19 protein-coding genes are annotated in these 19952 nt (G+C 65.1%); 8 read left to right on the top strand and 11 right to left on the bottom strand.

The window, feature by feature from the left end; genetic code table 11:
* Positions 1-120 precede the first annotated feature (120 nt).
* The 5 genes from ABIB91_RS19705 to ABIB91_RS19725 are packed head-to-tail and all read left to right on the top strand — an operon-like array spanning position 121 to position 5599.
* A complete protein-coding gene (locus ABIB91_RS19705) occupies positions 121-1722 on the top strand; it encodes an ABC transporter substrate-binding protein (protein WP_219681063.1) in 1602 nt (533 codons plus the stop codon).
* Positions 1723-1739: 17 nt separating this feature from the next.
* Entirely contained in the window at positions 1740-2681 is a 942-nt protein-coding gene (locus tag ABIB91_RS19710; protein WP_007593093.1) for an ABC transporter permease, read from the top strand.
* The gene (locus ABIB91_RS19715) at positions 2678-3601 is read left to right on the top strand and encodes an ABC transporter permease (protein ID WP_007593091.1); all 924 of its coding nucleotides are present in this window, start codon (positions 2678-2680) and stop codon (positions 3599-3601) included. Before ABIB91_RS19710 ends, ABIB91_RS19715 begins: the two co-directional genes overlap by 4 nt.
* Before the next feature lie 19 nt (positions 3602-3620).
* On the top strand, positions 3621-4610 hold the full coding sequence (locus ABIB91_RS19720; protein ID WP_007593086.1) for an ABC transporter ATP-binding protein: 990 nt from the start codon (positions 3621-3623) through the stop codon (positions 4608-4610).
* Entirely contained in the window at positions 4607-5599 is a 993-nt protein-coding gene (locus tag ABIB91_RS19725; protein WP_007593084.1) for an ABC transporter ATP-binding protein, read from the top strand. The genes ABIB91_RS19720 and ABIB91_RS19725 overlap by 4 nt, the downstream gene beginning before the upstream one ends.
* Positions 5600-5778: 179 nt before the next feature.
* Here ABIB91_RS19725 and ABIB91_RS19730 read toward each other — a convergent pair whose 3' ends face one another.
* From ABIB91_RS19730 to ABIB91_RS19780, 11 genes are all read right to left on the bottom strand, one after another.
* On the bottom strand, positions 5779-6066 hold the full coding sequence (locus ABIB91_RS19730; protein WP_007593082.1) for a YciI family protein: 288 nt from the start codon (positions 6064-6066) through the stop codon (positions 5779-5781).
* 80 nt (positions 6067-6146) lie between these two features.
* Positions 6147-7121, bottom strand: a complete 975-nt coding sequence (locus tag ABIB91_RS19735) for a sugar ABC transporter substrate-binding protein (RefSeq protein WP_354164671.1) — start codon at positions 7119-7121, stop codon at positions 6147-6149.
* Positions 7122-7163: 42 nt separating this feature from the next.
* Entirely contained in the window at positions 7164-8141 is a 978-nt protein-coding gene (locus tag ABIB91_RS19740) for an ABC transporter permease (RefSeq protein ID WP_007593078.1), read from the bottom strand.
* Positions 8138-9088 carry an ABC transporter permease gene (locus ABIB91_RS19745; RefSeq protein WP_007593077.1) on the bottom strand — a complete coding sequence of 317 codons (951 nt, stop codon included), beginning with the start codon at positions 9086-9088 and terminating at the stop codon, positions 8138-8140. Before ABIB91_RS19745 ends, ABIB91_RS19740 begins: the two co-directional genes overlap by 4 nt.
* On the bottom strand, positions 9081-10607 hold the full coding sequence (locus ABIB91_RS19750; protein ID WP_354164676.1) for a sugar ABC transporter ATP-binding protein: 1527 nt from the start codon (positions 10605-10607) through the stop codon (positions 9081-9083). Before ABIB91_RS19750 ends, ABIB91_RS19745 begins: the two co-directional genes overlap by 8 nt.
* Complete coding sequence (locus ABIB91_RS19755; RefSeq protein WP_007593073.1) at positions 10604-11998, bottom strand: FAD-linked oxidase C-terminal domain-containing protein; 1395 nt, start codon at positions 11996-11998, stop codon at positions 10604-10606. The genes ABIB91_RS19750 and ABIB91_RS19755 overlap by 4 nt, the downstream gene beginning before the upstream one ends.
* 53 nt (positions 11999-12051) lie before the next feature.
* Positions 12052-12936 (bottom strand): intradiol ring-cleavage dioxygenase, encoded by an 885-nt coding sequence (locus ABIB91_RS19760; RefSeq protein WP_007593071.1) that lies wholly within the window; start codon positions 12934-12936, stop codon positions 12052-12054.
* Between the two features lie 15 nt (positions 12937-12951).
* Positions 12952-13854, bottom strand: a complete 903-nt coding sequence (locus ABIB91_RS19765) for an NAD(P)-dependent oxidoreductase (RefSeq protein WP_007593070.1) — start codon at positions 13852-13854, stop codon at positions 12952-12954.
* Between the two features lie 20 nt (positions 13855-13874).
* Positions 13875-15248 carry an amidohydrolase family protein gene (locus ABIB91_RS19770; protein WP_354164681.1) on the bottom strand — a complete coding sequence of 458 codons (1374 nt, stop codon included), beginning with the start codon at positions 15246-15248 and terminating at the stop codon, positions 13875-13877.
* A gap of 4 nt (positions 15249-15252) precedes the next feature.
* Positions 15253-16332, bottom strand: coding sequence for a maleylacetate reductase (locus ABIB91_RS19775; RefSeq protein ID WP_354164684.1), 1080 nt, complete (start codon positions 16330-16332; stop codon positions 15253-15255).
* Positions 16329-16652: a Dabb family protein gene (locus tag ABIB91_RS19780; RefSeq protein ID WP_007593067.1), complete on the bottom strand. Its 324-nt coding sequence runs from the start codon at positions 16650-16652 to the stop codon at positions 16329-16331. The genes ABIB91_RS19775 and ABIB91_RS19780 overlap by 4 nt, the downstream gene beginning before the upstream one ends.
* A 108-nt stretch (positions 16653-16760) precedes the next feature.
* On the opposite strand from ABIB91_RS19780, the gene ABIB91_RS19785 reads away from it, so the two are divergent.
* The 3 genes from ABIB91_RS19785 to ABIB91_RS19795 are packed head-to-tail and all read left to right on the top strand — an operon-like array spanning position 16761 to position 19951.
* Entirely contained in the window at positions 16761-17684 is a 924-nt protein-coding gene (locus ABIB91_RS19785) for a LysR family transcriptional regulator (protein WP_007593066.1), read from the top strand.
* Positions 17685-17727: 43 nt separating this feature from the next.
* Positions 17728-18195, top strand: coding sequence for a MarR family winged helix-turn-helix transcriptional regulator (locus tag ABIB91_RS19790; RefSeq protein WP_219681073.1), 468 nt, complete (start codon positions 17728-17730; stop codon positions 18193-18195).
* A 46-nt stretch (positions 18196-18241) separates the two neighbouring features.
* Positions 18242-19951 (top strand): FAD-dependent oxidoreductase, encoded by a 1710-nt coding sequence (locus ABIB91_RS19795; protein ID WP_354164689.1) that lies wholly within the window; start codon positions 18242-18244, stop codon positions 19949-19951.
* The last annotated feature ends 1 nt before the right edge of the window (position 19952 follow it).

Raw genomic sequence — 19952 nt, forward strand, 5'->3', positions numbered from 1 at the left:
TGCGGATATCCCGCTGGCGAAGGTCCGGTTAGTGGCATACCATTTGCACGCCAATGAGCTCTGGTTTCACCTGTTCTTGGCCAACGATGGCCGGCATCACGGCACTATTGGGAGGATTTCATGGATCGCAGGACCGTATTGAAGGGACTGGCCGGCGCGGGCGGTCTGGCATTGAGCGGCCTCTCGGCCCCGGCGATCGCACAAGGCGCCTCCGCGCGCACCCTGCGCTTCGTGCCGCAGGCAAACCTCGCCAATTTCGACCCGATCTGGGGCACGCAATATGTCGTGCGCAATGCCGCCGCGCTGGTCTGGGATACGCTCTACGGCGTCGATTCCGCGCTCCAGCCGCAGCGGCAGATGGTCGAGTCCGAGGAAGTGACCGACGACGGCACCACCTGGACGTTCAAATTGCGGCCGGGCCTCAAATTCCACGACGGCGAGCCGGTGCGGAGCAAGGACGTCGTTGCGAGTCTCACCCGCTGGGCGGCGCGCGATCCGATGGGGCTGATGCTCAAGGCACTGCAGCAGGAACTCACTGCTGTCGACGATCGCACTTTCAAATGGGTGCTGAAGCAGCCGTTCCCGAAGATGCTCTATGCGCTTGGCAAGAACAACTCGCCCTGCGCCTTCATCATGCCGGAGCGCATCGCGCAGACCGACCCGTTCAAGCAGATCGGCGATTATGTCGGCTCGGGGCCGATGAAGTTTGCCAAGGGCGAGTGGGTCCCCGGCGCGAAAGCCGTGTTCGAGAAGTTTGCCGACTATGTACCGCGGCAGGAGAAGGCGTCGTGGCTCGCCGGCGGCAAGCAGATGCTGCTCGACCGCGTCGAATGGATCGTGATGCCGGATCCGGCGACCGCCGCGGCCGCGTTGCAAAACGGCGAGATCGACTGGTGGGAGAACCCCATCGCCGATCTCGTCCCGGTCCTCAAGAACAACAAGAACATCAGCGTCGACATCGGCGATCCGCTCGGCAATGTCGGCTCGTTCCGCATGAACTTCCTGTATCCGCCCTTCAACGACGTGCGGGCGCGGCGCGCAGTGCTGATGGCGATGAGCCAGGAAGACTATATGCGCGCGCTCGTCGGTGACGACAATTCGCTGTGGAAGTCGCTGCCCGGCTTCTTCACACCGGATACGCCGCTCTACACCGAGGCGGGCGGCGAGGTCCTCAAGGGCAAGCGCGATCTTGACGCTGCCAAGAAGCTGCTCGCCGAGAGCGGTTATTCCGGCCAGCCGGTGACCTGCCTGGTGGCGCAGGACCAGCCGATCACCAAGGCGTTCGGCGATGTGACCGCCGATCTCTTGAAGAAGCTCGGCATGAATGTCGACTTCGTCGCGACCGATTGGGGCACGGTCGGCTCGCGTCGCGCGCAAAAGACGCCGCCCGGACAGGGCGGCTGGAACATGTTCCACACCTGGCATGCGGGTTCGGACTGCATCAATCCGGCGCCCTATACCGCCATTCGCGCCAACGGCGACAAGGCCTGGTTCGGCTGGCCGAACAGCCCCGGCACGGAAAAGGAGGTCACGTCCTGGTTCGAGGCCAAGGGCCTCGACGAGGAGAAGGCCGCGGTCGCTCGTCTCAACAAGGTCGCGCTCGAGGACGTCGTCTACGCGCCGACCGGCTTCTTCCTCAGCTACACGGCCTGGCGCAAGAACGTCTCCGGCATCACAAAGGGGCCGCTGCCGTTCTTCTGGGGCGTGTCGAAATCCGCATGACCTTGCGCTGAAGCCAGATGCTATCCTACATCCTCCGGCGTATCGCCTCGACCTTGCCAGTGATGGCCATCGTCGCGCTGTTCGTGTTCAGCCTGCTCTACATCGCGCCGGGAGATCCCGCCGTGGTGATCGCGGGCGATCAGGCAAGTCCGGAGGATGTGGAGCGCATCCGGCAGAGCCTCGGCCTCGACCGACCCTTCCTGATCCAGTTCGGCAGCTGGGTCTGGCGCATTCTGCACGGCGATCTCGGCACCTCGATCTTCACCAATTTGCCGGTCTCGACCATGATCGGGCAGCGTCTCGGGCCGACGCTGTCGCTGATGATGGTCACGCTCCTGCTCACGATCGTGGTCGCGGTGCCGCTCGGCGTGCTGGCGGCCTGGAAGGCGGGAAGCCTGATCGACCGGGCCATCATGGCCTTTGCCGTGTTCGGCTTCTCCCTGCCGGTCTTCGTCGTCGGCTATGTCCTCGCCTACGTCTTCGCGCTGGAGCTCGAATGGCTTCCGGTGCAAGGCTATACGCCGCTCGCCCAGGGCGTCTGGCCCTGGCTGCAAAACCTGATCCTGCCGGCGATCGCGCTCGGCTGTGTCTACATCGCGCTGATCGCCCGTATCACGCGCGCCACCATGCTCGAAGTATTGCAGCAGGATTATATCCGCACCGCGCGCGCCAAGGGCCTCGGACAGGGCGGCATCCTGTTCGTCCACGCGCTGAAGAACGCGGCGGTGCCGATCGTCACGGTGATCGGCATCGGCATCGCGCTGCTGATCGGCGGCGCGGTCGTCACGGAAAGCGTTTTCGCGATTCCCGGCCTCGGCCGGCTCACGATCGACGCGATCCTGCGCCGCGATTATCCCGTAATCCAGGGCATCGTGCTGCTGTTCAGCTTCGTCTACGTCCTCGTCAATCTGATGATCGACGTCATTTATACGCTCGTTGACCCGAGGATCCGCTATTGACCGATACGACCGTCAATCCGCAAGCGCTGCCGGCGGGCTTCGTCCTCGCGCCGCAACTGCCTGAGATCCTCCGGCCGGTTACGATCCGGCGCGGCTTCGTCGGGCTGCTGCGCGGCCATCCCACCGTTGCCATTGGCGGCACGTTGCTGCTGTTGCTCGTCCTGATCGCGATCTTTGCGCCTTATCTTGGAACGGTGGATCCGACCGCACTTGCGCCGGCCAAGCGGACCCGCGCACCGTCGGCGCTTTACTGGTTTGGCACCGACGTTCTCGGCCGTGACATCTATTCACGCGTGCTGTTCGGCGCGCGCGTCTCGCTCACGGTCGGCTTGTCCGTTGCGATCTTCGCCTCCGCGGCCGGTCTCGCCATCGGCATCGTCTCCGGCTTCATCCGCTGGGCCGACGGCATCTTGATGCGCTTCATGGACGGCCTGATGTCGATCCCGCCGATCCTGCTGGCGATCGCGCTGATGGCGCTGACACGCGGCAGCGTCGGCAACGTCATTCTCGCGATCACCGTCGCCGAAATCCCGCGCGTCTCCCGCCTCGTGCGCAGCGTCGTGCTCTCGCTGCGCGAGCAGCCCTACGTGGATGCGGCAGTGGCCTGCGGCACGCGCACACCGATGATCATCCTGCGCCATATCCTGCCCAACACGCTGGCGCCGATGCTGATCCAGGCGACTTACATTTGTGCCAGCGCGATGATCACCGAGGCGATCCTGTCCTTCATCGGCGCTGGTACGCCGCCGACCATTCCGTCCTGGGGCAACATCATGGCCGAGGGGCGGGCGCTGTGGCAGGTCAAACCCTACATCGTGTTCTTTCCGGCGGCCTTCCTGTCCGTCACCGTGCTTGCCGTGAACCTGCTCGGCGACGGCCTTCGCGATGCGCTCGATCCGCGCATGGCCAAGAGCCTCTGATGTCAAGGGGCTGATCACGATGGCGCTGCTCGAAGTTGAGAACCTCCAGACCCACTTCCGGACGCCCAGCGGCATCAACCGCGCGGTTGAAGGCGTGTCGTTCCATGTCAACGAGGGCGAGACGCTCGCGATCGTCGGTGAGTCCGGCTGCGGCAAGTCGGTGACCTCGATGTCGCTGATGCGGCTGATCCCGGAACCGCCGGGAAGGATCGCCGGCAGCATCCGCTTCGCGGGCAAGGACCTGCTGCAAATGTCCGACCGCGAGATGCGCGCGATCCGCGGCAACGACATCTCGATGATTTTTCAGGAGCCGATGACCAGCCTCAACCCGGTCCTGACCGTCGGGCGTCAAATCCGCGAGACGCTGATGATCCACCAGGGCCTGGACAAGCAGGCCGCAGAGGCGCACGCCATCGAGATGTTGATTCTGGTCGGCATTCCCGAGCCGAAGCGTCGCGTGCGCGAATATCCGCATCAGCTCTCCGGCGGCATGCGCCAGCGTGTCATGATCGCCATTGCACTCGCCTGCAATCCAAAGCTTCTCATTGCCGACGAGCCGACCACCGCGCTCGACGTGACGATCCAGGCGCAGATCCTGAAATTGATGCTGGACCTCAAGCACCGGGTTGGCGCAGCGATCATCCTGATCACCCACGATCTCGGCGTCGTCGCCGAGATCGCCGAGCGCGTCATGGTCATGTATGCCGGCCGCAAGGTCGAGGAGGCGCCGGTGGCGGAACTGTTCCGATCGCCGCGTCATCCCTATACGCAGGGCCTGCTCGGCGCAGTGCCGCGGCTCGGCTCGTCGCTGACCGGCACCGCGAGACGGCTGGCTGAAATTCCGGGGCAGGTGCCTGATCTGCGCAAGCCCATCGTCGGCTGCGTCTTCGCCGGACGTTGCGCGCTCGCGACCGATCTCTGCCGGCAGTACGCGCCGGGGCTCGAAGAGAAGGGGCCACGTCACGTCGCGGCCTGCCACTATGCGGCCAAGGGAGCGGTCGCGGCATGAGTCCCCCGCTGCTCCAGGTCAACGACCTCAAGAAGCACTTCCCGGTCAAAAAGGGCCTGTTCAGCCGCAAGTCCGAATGGGTCTATGCGGTGGACGGCGTGTCGTTCGAGATCGCGCGCGGCGAGACGCTCTCTCTGGTCGGCGAGTCCGGTTGCGGCAAATCGACGGTCGGCCGTGCGATCCTGCGACTGTTCGACATCACGTCGGGGCAGGTCATCCTCGACGGCCAGCGCATCGACGACGCCCATCCGAGCACGATGCGCCAGATGCGCCGCCGTGTGCAGGTGGTGTTCCAGGACCCGTTCTCGAGCCTCAATCCGCGCATGCGCGTGCGCGACATCCTGGCCGAGCCGATCCGCAATTTCGGGCTCGCCAAATCCGCAATCGACCTCGAGACCCGCGTGACCGCGCTGATGGACACCGTGCGCCTGCCGCGCGAGGCGTTGAACCGCAGGCCGCATGAATTTTCCGGCGGCCAGCGCCAACGCATCGGCATCGCGCGGGCGCTCGCCGCCGAGCCCGAGCTGATCGTCTGCGACGAGGCGGTCTCGGCGCTCGACGTCTCGGTCAAGGCCCAGATCGTCAATCTGCTGCAGGATCTCCAGCGCGAGTTCGGCCTGGCGCTGCTGTTCATCAGCCACGACCTCGCGATCGTCGAGCACATGACCCATCGCGTCGCGGTGATGTATCTCGGCAAGATCGTCGAGGTGGCGCCGCGCTACGAGATCTTCGCCGCGCCAAAGCATCCTTACACCAAGGCGCTGCTCTCGGCGGTCCCGCTGCCGGAGCCGGGGGCCCAGCGCAATCCGATCATCCTCAAGGGCGACGTGCCGAGTCCGATCAACCCGCCGAGCGGGTGCCGCTTCCACACCCGTTGCCCGCTCGTGTTCGATCGCTGCCGGACCGAGGAGCCGACATTGCGCGCGGCCGGCCCCGAGCAGTGGGTGGCCTGTCATCTCGAAGAAGGTGCCGCGGTGGCGAGCGGCTAGCCGTTGGGGCCGCGGCGAAGCTCTGGATCGAGGCGTAGGGGCGACAATCGGGCAAGGATGGCACTCCGCTCCTGTTCTGCCCGACGAGTCAAAGACGTTTGCGACGAAAATTCATGTGTAAAAACAACCCCGTTCTTACTGTGCATGGGGTTGTTTTCGCGTTTTTGTTGAGCCGCCTTTCAGCCTTGGCGGCGCAGGAAGCCCGTGATCGTGACCTTGTCCCAGATGTCGGCCGCCGCAAACGGATCGGCTCGGTTGAAAGCCTCGACCTCGCTGCGGCCAGGCGCCTCGATCAGGAACAGGCTGCCGATCATGGTCGCGCCGTCGTCGGAGACCAGCGGTCCCGACATCACGATCTCGACGCTGAAGCGCGAGGTGTCGCTCAGGAAAGCCTTGTGGGCGTCGTAATTGGCGAGCCGGGTCGGCAACGCCCCGGCGCGGTCGACGGCGTGAATGGCGAACAGCATGATGGTCTCCGTTTATGTCTCGTTTTCTTGGGACGGCCGCGGCTGCGGCCGTCCGGGCTTGTCGCGATGGGTGCGCCTGGTTACTTGCCGCCGAGCTTGCTGGCTTCCTCGAAAGTCGGGCAGCTCCGTTGCTCCAGCGGCACGTCGAACGGCTGGTAATTGTCCTTGGTGATCACGGTCGGCTTCAGCACGATCTCGGCAATGACGGGCTGGTTGCGCAGGGAGCGGATCGCCATCATGGTGCCAAGGCATCCCTGAAAAAATCCGTTGTAGTCGCCGCTCGCGAGCAGCTTGCCGGACTTGATCGCGTCGATCGCTTCCTTGGTGCCGTTGATGCCGATCACCTGCGCCTTGCGGTTGGCGCCGTCGAGCGCCTCGATCGCACCGACGGCCATGGCGTCGTTGGCGGCGAGCACGCCGTCGATCTGCGCGTTCGACTGCATCAGATTCTCCATCACCTGGAGCGCCTGGAGCCGCTGGTAGTTGCCGGGCTGCGAGGCCAGCAGTTTGGCACCGGCGTTTTCCTTCAGTGCGTCGTTGAAGCCGCGGACGCGGTCGACATTGGTCAGCGAGCCCTTGACGCCCTCGATGATGACGATGTTGCCCTTGCCGCCCAGCGTCTTGAGCAGGAAGCGCGCGGTCTCGAGCCCGAGGCTGTAATCGTCGGCGCCGACGAAGGACAGGAACTTGCCGCCGGCGGAGCGGTCGGTGATGTTGACGACGGGGATCTTGGCATCGTTGATCTTCTCGACACCCGGCACCATCGCCTTGTAGTCGACCGGCGTGAAGACGATGGCGCTCGGCTTCTTCACCACGACGTCCTCGATCTGGCTGAGCTGCTCGGGAATGCTGTCGGGCTTGGTCGGGATGTACTGCAGCGTCTTCGCGTTCAGCGTCTTCGCCATGTTGTCGGCGCCGACCCGCACGGTCTGGAAGAACGGGTTGGTCTGGTTCTTGGTGAAGACGGCGATGGTCTCGCCGTCGGCTCGCGCTTGCGTGGTGAGCGCGGGCGCCATCAGCAGCGGCAGCGCCAAATAACCCAGTGTCTGTTTCATGTTGCCTCCATCCCTCATTTTGCTTGTTGGTCGTTCAAGAACTCATTGCGCGCGGCGGCGGGTCTTCATGTCGAGCCAGACCGCGAGAATGACGATGATGCCGGTGACCAGCGGCTGCCAGTTGGCGCTGACCGACAAGAGGTTCATGCCGTTCAGCACCAGCGTCAGGATCAGTGCGCCGATGAAGGTGCCGAACACGGTGCCGACGCCGCCGAACAGCGAGGTGCCGCCGATCAGCACGGCGGCGATCGCGGGCAGCGTCAGGCTTTCGCCGATATCGGCCTCGGCCGAATTGAGCCGCGACAGGAAGATGATCGAGGCGAGCCCCGCCATGGTGCCGGAGACGGCGTAGACCAGCAGCAGGCGGCGCGCGACCGGAATGCCGGAGAGCCGCGCCGCAACCGGATTGGCGCCGATCGCATAGATCTCCTGGCCCCAGATCGTTCGCTGCGCAAACAGTGTTCCGATCCCGAGGAACACCAGCAGCAGGTAGACCGGGATCGGCAGGCCGAACAGATAGCCGCTGCCGATCTGGCGGAAGCCTGCCGGAAAGCCGTGAAGGGTTTCGCCCGCCATGTACCAGTAGGTGAGGCCGTTCAGCACCCAGAGCATGCCGTAGGTGGCGATGAAGGAGGGGATACGAAGCGCGGTGACCATGACGCCGTTGAGCAGGCCGACGATGCCGCCGCAGGCAAGCCCGGTGAGAATGCCAAGCGCCGGCGAGCCGGTCTTGTGGATCACGGTCCCGGCGATGCAGGCGGACAGCGCGACATTGGCGCCGACGGAGAGATCGAGGCCCGCGGTCAGCACCACCAGGGTCAGGCCGGAGGCGATGAAGAAGGTCAGGCTCGCCTGCCTGAGCACATTGAGGATGTTGCCGAGGCTCAGGAAGGAATCGCTGAGCACGGCAAGCACCGCACAGATCAGCAGCGCCGCAAGCAGGCGATAGAACAATTGGATCGCATCCTGCGACAGGAACGAGCGCGGCGGCGCGATGGCCTCTTTGCTGATGTCGGTCATGCGCGGCTCCTGAGCCCGTCGAGGAACAGCGCGACGATGACGAGCACGCCGACGCTTGCGACCTGCACCGAGGACGGCAGCGAGATCAGGTTCAGCCCGTTGCGCAGCACGCCCACCGAGAGCACGCCGAGCACGGTGCCGAGCAGCCAGCCATTGCCGCGCTCGAACGACGTGCCGCCGACGGCGACGGCCGCGATCGCATCGAATTCGAGACCGAGGCCGGCCGTCGGGTGACCGGAATTCATCCGCGCCGTCATCAGCAGGCCGGCAATGCCGGCCATCGCGCCACCGATCGCATAGACCATGATCAGCAGACGGTTGGGTGACAGGCCGGCATAGCGCAGCGCCTCCCGGTTGCCGCCGAGCGCGAAGATGTAGGTGCCGAAACGGGTGTGATAGAGCAGGCCGTGAAACGTTGCATAGGTCACCAGCGCCATCACGATCGGCACGGGAACGCCCAGCAGCGTCGCCGAATAGATGTCGCGTACGCTGTGGGGGATGCCGACCACGCTCTGGCCGTCGCTGACGATCAGTGACAGGCCTTGCGCCATGCCAAGCGTGCCCAAGGTCGCGACGAAAGGTGGGATGCCCACGATGGCGACCAGCCAGCCGTTGGCGAAGCCGAAGGCTGTGCCGACGAGAAGCCCGGCACCGAGGCCGAGCGACATCGAGTGGGTGGCGAGCGAGACGATGGCGACGCAGAGCGAGGTCAGGGTCAGCACCGCGCCCATCGACAGGTCCAGCCCCTCGGTCATGATGATCAAGGTCATCGGCAGCGCGAGCATGGTCAGGATCGTCGACTGCACCAGCACGTTGGAGAGGTTGGCGACCGACAGAAAACCGGGCGCGATCGTGCTGAACAGCGCGATCAGCAGCACCAGCACGATGGCAACGCCGGGAATGCGTTGCAATGGATTGGGTTGAGAGACGACTGCGGCCTCACGCATGATGCATCCCCAGTCGCACGATGTTCTCCTCCGTCAGCTCGTTGCGCGCGAGGTGCCCGGCGACACGCCCCTCGCGCATCACATAGGCGCGGTCGCAGACATGGCAGATCTCGACCTGTTCGGACGAGATCATCAGCGCGGCCGCGCCTTCAGCGACAAGTCGGTCGATCAGGGCGAAGATTTCGACCTTGGCGCCGATGTCGATGCCCCGGGTCGGCTCGTCGAAGATGAAGAGCTTCGAGCCGGCAGCGAGCCACTTCCCGATCACGACCTTCTGCTGATTGCCGCCGGAGAGCAGACCGACGGTCTGGCGCGCGCTGGGCGTCGCAATGCGCAACTGCCGGATCAGGCCGTCGGCAGTGCGCTGCGCGCTGCGTTGATCGAACAGACCGCTCGGAAACAGCTTTCGCAGCGCCGACACCACCAGATTGTCCCCCACCGACCGCAACAGTGCGAGGCCCTCGCTCTTGCGGCTCTCCGGGATCAGCGCAATGCCGCAGCGGGCGGCAAGATCAGGCTCGCCGGAGATAGTCTTGCCGTCGAAGACGATCTCGCCTGATGTCACGGGATCGGCCCCGAAGATCGCGCGCGCGACCTCGCTACGACCGGAGCCGACCAGGCCACACAGGCCGACGATCTCGCCCCGCCGCACCTCGATGTTGATGTCCGAGATTCCGGTGGAGGCGCTCAGGCCCTTGACCTCGAGCAGCACTTCGCCGGGTTCGTCGGCAAAATTGCGCGGGTAGGTCATGTCGACATTGCGGCCGACCATCATGCGGACGAGCTGGTCCGGCGTGACGTCGGCCGGGCGAACGCCGTCGATGCGACGACCGTCGCGCAGCACGGTGATGCGGTCTCCGAGCGCGAACACCTCCGCCATGCGGTGCGAGATGTAGACGATGGAGACGCCGTCGGCCTTCAGCCGCGCGATTAGCGCGAACAGCAGCTCGGTCTCGCGATCGGACAGTGCTGCGGTCGGTTCGTCCATCACGAGGATGCGGGCGTTCTGGCTGATCGCTTTGGCGATCTCGACCATCTGCTGCTGCGCCACCCCTAACTTGTCGACGATGGTTGACGGGTCGATGTCAAAGCCGATCGTGCCAAGCACGCGCGCGGCGTCGGCCAAAATCTTGCGGCGGTCGATGGTGCCGGGGATGCGGCCCTTCGGCTCGCGGCCGAGAAAAATGTTCTGGGCGATATCGAGATGGGGGACCAGCGAGAATTCCTGGAAGATCACGGCGATGCCGAGCTTCTGCGCGTCTGCGGCCGAGTTGATCGCGACCGGCTCGCCCTTGAAGTAGAACTCGCCGGCATCGGCGCGATAGGCCCCGCACAGCACCTTCATCAGGCTCGACTTGCCGGCGCCGTTCTCGCCCAGCAGCATATGGACTTCGCCGGGGAAGACGGCAAAGGACACGTCATCCAGCGCCTTGACGCCAGGAAACTCCTTGCTGATGCCGCGCAGCTCGAGGAGCGGGACAGGCGAGGAGGGCTCGACGGCCAATGCGGCGGTGCTCATGCCTGCGCTCCGCTTGCAAAGATCTTTCCGGGATTCATCAGGCCCTTGGGGTCGAGCGCGGTCTTGATCGATCGCATCACATCGACGGCCTCGCCGAGTTCATCAGCGAGATAATCGATCTTGCCGAGCCCGATGCCGTGCTCGCCGGTGCAGGTGCCGTCCATGGCAATCGCGCGGGCGACCATGCGAGCCTGGAGCGCCTTGGCGCCTTCGACTTCCTCCGGCCTTGCCGGGTCAATCAGGATCAGCATGTGGAAATTGCCGTCGCCGACGTGGCCGACGATCGGCGCGATGAACCCGCGCCCGTCCGCGTCGCGCCGGGTCTCCGTGAGGCATTCCGCCAGTCGCGAGATCGGCACGCAGACATCGGTGATCACGGCACGCGCGCCGGGGCGGAGGCCCAGGCCGGCATAGAGCGTGTTGTCGCGGGCGTGCCAGAGACGGCTGCGATCCTCCGGTGCCTTCGCCCAGGCAAAGCCATGGCCGCCATGGTCGGCGGCAATGGCCTGTGCGGCCTCGGCCTGCTCGGCGACGGAAGTCTCAGAACCATGGAATTCGAAGAACAGGGTCGGGGCTTCGCGATAGCCGAGCTTCGCATAGGCGTTGATGCCGCGCATCATGACGTCGTCGAGCAGCTCGATGCGCGCCACGGGGATCGCGGACTGGATCACGGAGATCGCGGTGTCCACGGCGTCCTGCAGGGTGTCGAAGCTGCAGACCGCGGCCGAGATCGCCTGCGGCACGGGATGCACCTTGAGCGTGATCTCGGTGATGACACCGAGCGTGCCCTCGGCGCCGACGAACATGCGGGTCAGGTCGTAACCGGCGGCCGACTTGCGCGCACGCCGGGCGGTTCGGATCACGCGGCCGTCGGCCAGCACCACCTCCAGCGCCATGACGTTGTCCTTCATGGTGCCGTAGCGCACCGCCATGGTGCCGGAGGCCCGCGTGGACGTCATGCCGCCGATCGAGGCGTCGGCGCCGGGGTCGATCGGAAAGAAAAGCCCGGTGCCGCGCAGCGCCGCATTGAGCTGCTTTCGTGTGATGCCGGGCTGGACCACGACGTCCATGTCGCTCTCGTGCACCGTCAGCACCTTGTTCATGCGTGCGAAGTCGAAGCAGACTCCCCCCGCGACCGCGGCCGCATTGCCTTCGAGCGAGGTCCCGGCGCCGAACGGAACGATGGGCATGTTCGCGCCCGCGCATAGCTTGACGATCTCCGCGACCTCCTGCGTGGTTTCAGGGAATACGACGATGTCTGGCGGCAGGCTGCGATAATGTGACTCGCTCTGCCCATGCTGATCGAGCACGCCACGCGCGACGCTCGCGCGCGGGCCGATCAAGCCTGTGAGGCGATCGGCCAATATGCCCGTGCTGACCCGTGGTCCCATCCTTGCTCCCTGTCTTGCCCTGCCGGACTCTTGTTGGTCCGCCGTCGTTCAGCTTAGGCGGCTCTTGCGCTGCTTGCGACCTGCTTCAGGCCGAAATCATAGTTGAGATGAAAATACTCGCTGTCCACCATGCGACCATCGGGCGCACGACCTGGCGGGCACCGCACAAATTCGCGGATCAGGCTGTCCTTGACGCCGAACACCACGTCGCTGTCGAGATACTGGTCGCCGGCCACGAACACATGGGTCACGAGTTGCTCGAAGCCGGGCGCCGAGATCATGAAATGCACATGCGCCGGGCGCCAGGGATGGCGGCTCTGGACCGCCAGCATGTCGCCGACCGTGCCGTCATGCGGGATCGGATAGGCGGCCGGCTTGATCGACCAGAAATTGAATCGGCCATTCTGGTCGGTGTGGAAGCGCGCCCGCATCGCAAGATCGCCGATCTTGTCGAGCTGCTGCACGTCGTAATAGCCGTCGTCGTCGGAATGCCAGACGTCGACGACCGCGTCCGCGAGCGGCCGTCCGTCGACAGTCGACACCGAGCCGGTGACGAGCATCGGATCGCCCTCCATCGGGCCGGAGATGTCAGCGCCGTTGTCTTTCTCGGGCGAGGCCTGCACGAAGAACGGACCGAGCACCGTGGTTTCGGTCGCGCCTTCCGGCACCGGATGGTTGATGGCGTCGACCAGCATGGAGACGCCGAGCGCGTCCGACAGCAGGATGAACTCCTGGCGCTTGTCGTCGCACATCTGGCCGGTGCGGGTCAGGAAGTCGATGCCGTATTCCCATTCCTTCTGGGTCGGCCGCACCTCGCGGACAAAGGCATGAAGGTGGCGCACCAGCGCTTCGCTGACCTGCTTGATGCGCGGATCGGTTGCGCCCGCGATCCGCTCCAGCACGGCGTCGGTGATGGTGTTCTCGTTGAAATTGCGCATAGATGCCTCCGTAACTCAGAGTTTGGGCTCGCCGAGGCCGGACAGCCGCTCGATGTGTTTGACAGTCGCGATGAAGTCAGCGTCGCCGTCGCCTTGCGCGACCAGCGAGCCATAGGTCTCCCGCACTTGGGCGGCGAGCTGAAGCGGCACGCCGACCGCGTGGCCGGCGCCGAGGATCAGATCGAGATCCTTGGCCATCTGCCTGCAGGAAAAGGTCGAGTCGAAATCGCGGTTACGCAGCGGCGCGGTCTTGTACTTCACCATCGGTGAGGCCACCGCGCTGTCGTCGAGAACTTTCAGAATGTCCTGCCAGCCGATGCCGCCCTTGCGCGCCAGCGCCAGGCTTTCCGCCATCATGGCGGCCGAGACAGCGATCATCAAATTGACCGCAAGCTTCGCATATCGCGCTTCCTCGCCGGGCCCGAGATAGGTCTGGGCGCGGGTGAAGGCGGCGAGCAGCGGCTTTGCGTTTTCGTAGGCGTCCTTCGGGCCCGAGACGAAGCAGCTCAGCGCGCCAGTGTGGACGATGCTGGCATTGCCCGAGACCGGCGCACGCAGGTAGAGGACACCGCGCGCCTGTGCGGCGGCGTCGACCTCTGCGGACGCCTCGACGCTCACAGTGCTGGTCTCGACCAGGACAGATCCAGCCGCCATCGCGGCGATGAGGCCTGTTGGGCCGAGCAGTGCGCCGCGCAAGGCAGCGTCATCGGGTAAGGACGTGATGATCGCGACCTTGCCGCCCACGGCCTCCGCCGGCGAAGCGGCAATCGAAATGCCTTGCGCGCGCGCCTCGTCGAGCCGTGTCGTGCTCCGGTCGAACGCGGTCACGGCATAACCGGCCTTGGCGACGAGCACCGACATCGGCAGGCCCATCTTGCCGATCCCGATGAAAGCGACGTTCTTTGGCGTGTCAGTCATTGTTGTTGTCCTTGACGCCCTCAGGCGGCGTGTCCCTGTCGTTCGATGTCGTGCACCAGCCGCCGGCCGGATTGCGCGAGCAATTGCTTTTTCGCCTCCAGACCGTCGGCCAGCAACCGTCCATTCCGCTTCTTCCACACGCCGCCGATCATCACGGCCTCGATATTGGCGAGGCTCGTTTGCATCACCACGGTGGCAACGGGATCGTGCACTGGGACGAGGTTGAGATCGGAGCAATCGATGATGACGAGGTCGGCGAGCTTGCCCGGCGTCAGTGAGCCGATCTGGTGCTCGCGACCGAGCATGCGGGCGCCTTCCGTCGTAATCCAGCGCAGCGCCTCGCGGACGGGGATCGTGGTCGTCGCTGGAATGGTGCTGGTGACCTTGCGCGACTCGGCGTTGTCGAGCGCCCGCTGCATCGAGAGCGCAACGCGCGCGGCGGAGAAGAGGTCGCCGGCCAGCACGGATTCCAGATCGATGCCGATGGTCGGCCGCACGCCGCGCTTGAGCAGCCGTCCGGTGATCGGGAAGCCGTGGCCCTGGACCATCTCGTTCTCCGGCGTCACCGAGAAGGAGACGCCGAGGTCGACCATCCGGTCCAGGAGATCGTCAGGCAGGTCGTTGCCATGGACGATGTTGATTCCGGCGCCGACGAGGCCGGCCCCGATCAGCTTCTCCCAGCCACCAGGCGTCTTGGCGGGACCACCGCCCTGATGCATGGATGCGATCAGCTTGAACTCGCGCGCCATGCGGAAATCGTGCATGGCGACGTCGAGCGTCGAATAATGCGGGCCGAGGATCGCGAGCCCAAGTGTGACGAGGCCGTCGCGGTCGGCGAGGGGCCCCGCCAGCAGTCGCTCGACCTCACGGCGTGGATGCGGGATTTCCGAGAAATGCGGCTCGCCCGGTTTCGGTTCAGGTTTGGGCGAGCCGTGGAAGAAGGCCGCGCGGATACCGCTCTCGATCAGGCCGCGCACGGCGGCGTCGGTATGATCAGGCGTCGGATTGTTGTGGCACCAGTCGACCAGCGTGGTGGTACCTTGGTTGATCTGGTTCAGCGCGCCCACCAAGGTCGCGATATGGATGTCCTCGGGCCCGAACACCGTTGCGAGCCCGGCATGCATGCGGCGGAAATATTCCAGCAGCGTCCAGTTGGCGGCATAGCCGCGTAGACCCGTCTGCCAGGTGTGCATATGGGCGTTGATCAGGCCGGGGATGACGATGCGCCCGGTGCCGTCGATGATCTCGGCCTCAGTCGCGCCGCTGCCGAGATCGATCGATGGACGCAAATCAACGATGCGGTTCCCCTCGATCAGCACATCGCCGCCGGGTAAATCGCCGATCGCGTCATCCATGCTGATGATGACCGCGGATTTGATCAGCGTGCGCCGCATCGAATCAAACTGCCGCTCTGATGGCGCCGGGCGGCTCACCGGCCCAGGCGCGCGCGATCAGGTCGCGGATGGCGTCGCGTTCGAGCGGGCGCGGGTTCCAGTAGGCGTTGGTGACAGCAAGGTCCGCGGCCTTGTCGATGCCGCCTTCGGGCATGCCGATGTAGCGCAATGCGACCTTCGCACCCAGCCGCTTCGCGAGCTCGAAGAGTCCTTGCGATGCATCGGCGGCGCCGATTGCGCGTGAGATCCGCGCCATCGCGTCGGGCACGGCCGGCGCGTTGTAGGCCAGCGCATGCGGCAGCACGATGGTATGGGTCTCGGCGTGCGGCAGGTCGAAGGTGCCGCCGAGCGTGTGGCAGAGCTTGTGATGCAGCGCCATGCCGACGGTGCCGAGGCAGACGCCGCACAGCCAGGCGCCATAGAGCGCTTCGGTGCGGGCCTCGCGATCGTCGCTTTTCGTGGCAATCGCGGGCAGGGCGCGGGCGAGCGCGCGGATGCCTTCCTCCGCCATCAGCGACGTCACCGGATTGGCATCGCGCGCATAGAGCGCCTCCACCGCATGCGCAATCGCGTTGATGCCTGATGTCGCGGCCAGGCTCGCCGGCAGAGTCAAAGTGAGATCGACATCATAGATCACCGTCTCCGGCAGGATGGCGGCATCGCGCACCGTGGTCTTCAGGCCGTTCTCGGTCTGGCCGACAATCGGCGTCATCTCCGAGCCGGCATACGTCGTGGGAATGCAGAGCTGGTTGATTCCGGTGCGCAAGGCGAGCGCCTTGCCGAGCCCGGTCGTGGATCCGCCCCCGAGGGAAATGACGCAGTCGGCCTTGCACGCCTTCATCGCCGCGAGCGCCCGCTCCGTGACCTCGACCGGCGTGTGCATGGTCGCGCCGGGAAAGATGCCGGCGGAGAGCGGACCGAGCGCCGCGCCCAGCTTTTTGCCTTGCGCCTCCTGCTGCGGCGTCGTCAGTACCAGCGCGCGCTTGCCGCCGAGCCGCTCGACCTCGGCCTTGGCGCCAGCCAGCGTTCCGCTGCCGAACACGACGCGGCAGGGCAGGTTTTCAAAGGTGAACGAACCGATCATGTGCCGGTCTCTTTGATGGGATAATCGACCTGGAAGCGTCCGATCCGCAAGTCGCCCAGCGCCTCGCGCACGCGCAAATGTTCCGGGTGGGTGGCATAGGCCGCGAGCGCAGCGTGGTCGGTGAATTCGGAGAACAGCACGACGTCGCAGGCGTAATCGACATCACTGACATCGAGCCCGACTTCGATATGGGTGAGGCCGTCGATCCGTCCGCGCAAGCCCTCGAACAGGGTCTTGACCTTGACCCGGGCGGCGGAACGCTCCGCGGGCGTCTCCCCGCGCAGCCGCCACATCACGATGTGCCTGATCGGGCCCGACATTTCCCTGTTTCCTCGCCTGCTATCTTGCTTGTGTTTGGGCCATTTTGACTTGCGGGATACGGAAATAAAGGTCAATAATCGCAAGTCTCTTTTCCTGTTTGCGAAAAAATGGACCGCCTGCTGCAATTGGAAGTGTTCGCCAAGACGGCCGAGCTCGGCAGCCTGTCCAAAGCTGCCGAAGCGCTGCGCATGTCGAATGCGGCCGCGAGCCGCCATCTCAGCGCGCTCGAGGAGCGCCTTGCGGTCCGGCTGATCGAGCGCAACACTCGTCGGCTGTGGTTGACGGAGGCGGGGCAGGAGTTGCTGGAGCGCTCGAGCCGGGTTTTGAGCGAACTGGCGGAGGCCGAGGACATCGTCAGCGATCGCGCGCTGTCGCCGCAGGGCACGCTGCGGGTCACGAGCTCGCTGTCCTTTGCGGTGATCTATCTGGCGCCGATGCTGCCGGCCTTCCGCGCGCGCTATCCGAAGCTCAACATGCAGATCACCACCGCCAACCGGTATTCCGATTTCATCGAGGCCGGCATCGACGTGGCGATCAGGACGCGCGAGCAGGAGCCGGATTCGAACATCATCGTCCGCCGCATCGGCCAGATGAGGCGTGTGCTCGCGGCTGCGCCCTCATATCTCGCAAGCTGCGGCGAGCCGGAACAGCCCGTCGATCTCGCGCGCCATAACATGCTGGTCTACAATCTCGCCAACGATCCTTATTCGCTGCGCCTGCGCAGAGGCAACGGCGCGCAGACTGTCCGCGTCACGCCGACGCTCGACAGCAATGACGGCCAGGTCATCCGCGGCGCCGCGCTGGCGGGGCTCGGCATCCTCATCCAGCCGCTCTATATCGTGCAAAGCGATATCGCGGCGGGCCGTCTCGTCCAGGTTCTGATGGACTGGGAGCTGCCGCTGCTGACGATGAACATCGCCTACCAGAACCGTGCCGGACTGCCCGCCAAGATCAGGGTCTTTTCCGACTTCCTGGTCAGCCACATCCGCGAGCATTCGCAGCCGGGGATCTGGATCGACGCGGCGAAGTGAGCGACATTTTCGAATTCAGGCGGCTTTGCAGAAGGCACATCCATTGAAAGCCAGGACATCCGGCACCGCATGGCGGCATGCCAACATCGGTCGGCTGCTCAACAACGCAGTGCGGCGCTTCGAAGGTCGTGTGCTCGAACTGATGAGCGAGAAGGGGCATGGCGAAACGCGGATCGCGCATGTCGGCCTCACACGCAATCTCGACGTGGAGGGGACCAGACTGACGGAGCTCGCCCGCCGCGCCTCCATGAGCAAGCAGGCGATGGGCGAGCTGGTCGATCAATGCGCCGATCTCGGCCTGGTCGATCGCATCGCCGATCCCACCGATCGGCGCGCGCGCATCGTCATGTTCACGCCGGCCGGGCGCAAATGGCTCGATGCGTTCCGCGACGCGGTCGACGTCGCCGAGCAGGAAATGCGCGCCGAGCTCGGCAAGGCCACGATGGATGCGATCGTGAAGGGGCTGGCGGTCTATGGCGCGACGTTCGACACGCTCGACGACATCAGATAGTCAGGCTCCTTGACGATATCGTCAGGCGACCTTACCATGCAGAATAATGCTGGTAGGGAGAAGCGTCTTGGAAACATGTCTGAAGGCCTCGGTGCTCATCGTGGGCGGGGGGCCCTGCGGCCTGATGCTCGCCAACGAGCTCGGCCGGCGCGGCGTGTCCGCGATCCTGGTCGATGAAAAGCCGGGCACCGCATTCAATCCGCAAGCCAATGCGACGCAAGCGCGCTCGATGGAGCACTATCGGCGGCTGGGTTTTGCCGACGAGATCCGACGCGAAGGACTGCCTGCGGATTATCCGACGGACGTTGCATATTTCACGCGCTACACCGGATACGAGCTGGCCCGATTTCAATTGCCGTCATCGTCACGCGCGAGCGAGCTCGTCAAGGCCATGTCGGGCTCCTGGAGCGCGGCCGAGCTGCCGCATCGGGTCTCGCAAAAATATGTCGAGGCGGTGCTGCGCCGCCATGCCGAACGGCTTCCCGGAATACGGCTCAGCTACGGTCATCGTCTGATCAGCTACGTCGAGAGCGATGACGGCGTCGTCGCCCAGATCGAACGTCTCGATGACAACAGCCGCTTTGAGGTCCGGGCCGACTTCCTGGTCGGGGCCGACGGGCCGCGCTCCATGGTCCGGCAGTCGCTCGGCATTGTCTACGGCGGCGAAACCGGAACGCAGCGCGATTTCATGGGCGGCCGCATGCTGGCGGTCTATCTCCGTTCGCCCGGCTTCTACACGAGCATCCCGCACGCCAAGGCGTGGATGTACAATTGCTTCAACGGCGACCGCCGCGCCTTCATGGCATCGGTGAACGGTCGCGACGAGTTTGCGTTTCACACGCAGCTTCGGCCCGATGAGAACGAAAATGCGATCACGATCGACGAAGCCAAAGCGGCGTTCCAGCGCGCTTGCGGCGCACCGATCGACTGCGAAGTGCTGTCGTTCCTGACCTGGACCGCCGGTCATGCGCTGGTCGCGAATGGGATGCAGCGGGGCAGGGTGTTCCTTGGCGGCGACGCGGCGCATCTGTTCACGCCAACCGGCGGGCTTGGCTACAACACGGCGATCGAGGATGCGGTCAATCTCGGCTGGAAGCTCGCAAGCGTCGTCAAGGGTGTGAGCCCGGCGGGGCTGCTCGACAGCTATGAGGTCGAGCGGCGTCCGGTGGCGCTGCGCAACACCGATTATGCGCGTCGCTTTGCCGACTCGCTCGGTCTGTTCGCTCCCGCGCCTGAGATCGAGGACCCCACCGAGGCCGGCGACGAGGCGCGGCGGATCGCTGGCGTCTATCTCGAACAGCACGCCCGCGCCGAATTCAACATCCCCGGCATAACCTTCGGCGGGCGTTACGACGGCTCGCCGATCATCGTCTCCGATGGTAGCCAGCCGCCGCCGGACGCCGCGAACGTCTACGTTCCGAGCGCCTGTCCCGGCGGGCGCGCCCCGCATGCGTGGTTGGACGACGGCGTCTCCTTGTACGATCTGTTCGGGTTCGAGTGGACGCTGCTCCAGTTCGGCGAGGTCATGTCCGCGCATGCGTCATTCGCCGAGACCATCCGCGCGATCGGGGTTGATGTGAAACTCGTCACGCTGCCGAAATCGCTGCGGGATCTCTACGACGCCGATCTCGCCTTGATACGCCCCGACCAGATCGTGGCCTGGCGCGGCAGCGCGTCACAGGCTGGCAGGACTGGGCGCGTCCTTGCCCGCGCACTCGGACACAATGCGAGCGACAGCGCACGGCTGGCAAGCTGAT

This window comes from Bradyrhizobium sp. JR4.3 (assembly GCF_040547695.1).
GTDB lineage: Bacteria > Pseudomonadota > Alphaproteobacteria > Rhizobiales > Xanthobacteraceae > Bradyrhizobium > Bradyrhizobium canariense.

Coding starts and splice junctions, on each gene's coding strand:
- ABIB91_RS19705 (WP_219681063.1), top strand. CDS start 121: ATGGATCGCAGGACCGTATTGAAGGGACTGGCCGGCGCGGGCGGTCTG.
- ABIB91_RS19710 (WP_007593093.1), top strand. CDS start 1,740: ATGCTATCCTACATCCTCCGGCGTATCGCCTCGACCTTGCCAGTGATG.
- ABIB91_RS19720 (WP_007593086.1), top strand. CDS start 3,621: ATGGCGCTGCTCGAAGTTGAGAACCTCCAGACCCACTTCCGGACGCCC.
- ABIB91_RS19725 (WP_007593084.1), top strand. CDS start 4,607: ATGAGTCCCCCGCTGCTCCAGGTCAACGACCTCAAGAAGCACTTCCCG.
- ABIB91_RS19730 (WP_007593082.1), bottom strand. CDS start 6,066: ATGCTGTTCGCCATTCACGCCGTCGACCGCGCCGGGGCGTTGCCGACC.
- ABIB91_RS19735 (WP_354164671.1), bottom strand. CDS start 7,121: ATGAAACAGACACTGGGTTATTTGGCGCTGCCGCTGCTGATGGCGCCC.
- ABIB91_RS19740 (WP_007593078.1), bottom strand. CDS start 8,141: ATGACCGACATCAGCAAAGAGGCCATCGCGCCGCCGCGCTCGTTCCTG.
- ABIB91_RS19745 (WP_007593077.1), bottom strand. CDS start 9,088: ATGCGTGAGGCCGCAGTCGTCTCTCAACCCAATCCATTGCAACGCATT.
- ABIB91_RS19750 (WP_354164676.1), bottom strand. CDS start 10,607: ATGAGCACCGCCGCATTGGCCGTCGAGCCCTCCTCGCCTGTCCCGCTC.
- ABIB91_RS19755 (WP_007593073.1), bottom strand. CDS start 11,998: ATGGGACCACGGGTCAGCACGGGCATATTGGCCGATCGCCTCACAGGC.
- ABIB91_RS19760 (WP_007593071.1), bottom strand. CDS start 12,936: ATGCGCAATTTCAACGAGAACACCATCACCGACGCCGTGCTGGAGCGG.
- ABIB91_RS19765 (WP_007593070.1), bottom strand. CDS start 13,854: ATGACTGACACGCCAAAGAACGTCGCTTTCATCGGGATCGGCAAGATG.
- ABIB91_RS19770 (WP_354164681.1), bottom strand. CDS start 15,248: ATGCGGCGCACGCTGATCAAATCCGCGGTCATCATCAGCATGGATGAC.
- ABIB91_RS19775 (WP_354164684.1), bottom strand. CDS start 16,332: ATGATCGGTTCGTTCACCTTTGAAAACCTGCCCTGCCGCGTCGTGTTC.
- ABIB91_RS19780 (WP_007593067.1), bottom strand. CDS start 16,652: ATGTCGGGCCCGATCAGGCACATCGTGATGTGGCGGCTGCGCGGGGAG.
- ABIB91_RS19785 (WP_007593066.1), top strand. CDS start 16,761: ATGGACCGCCTGCTGCAATTGGAAGTGTTCGCCAAGACGGCCGAGCTC.
- ABIB91_RS19795 (WP_354164689.1), top strand. CDS start 18,242: ATGCTGGTAGGGAGAAGCGTCTTGGAAACATGTCTGAAGGCCTCGGTG.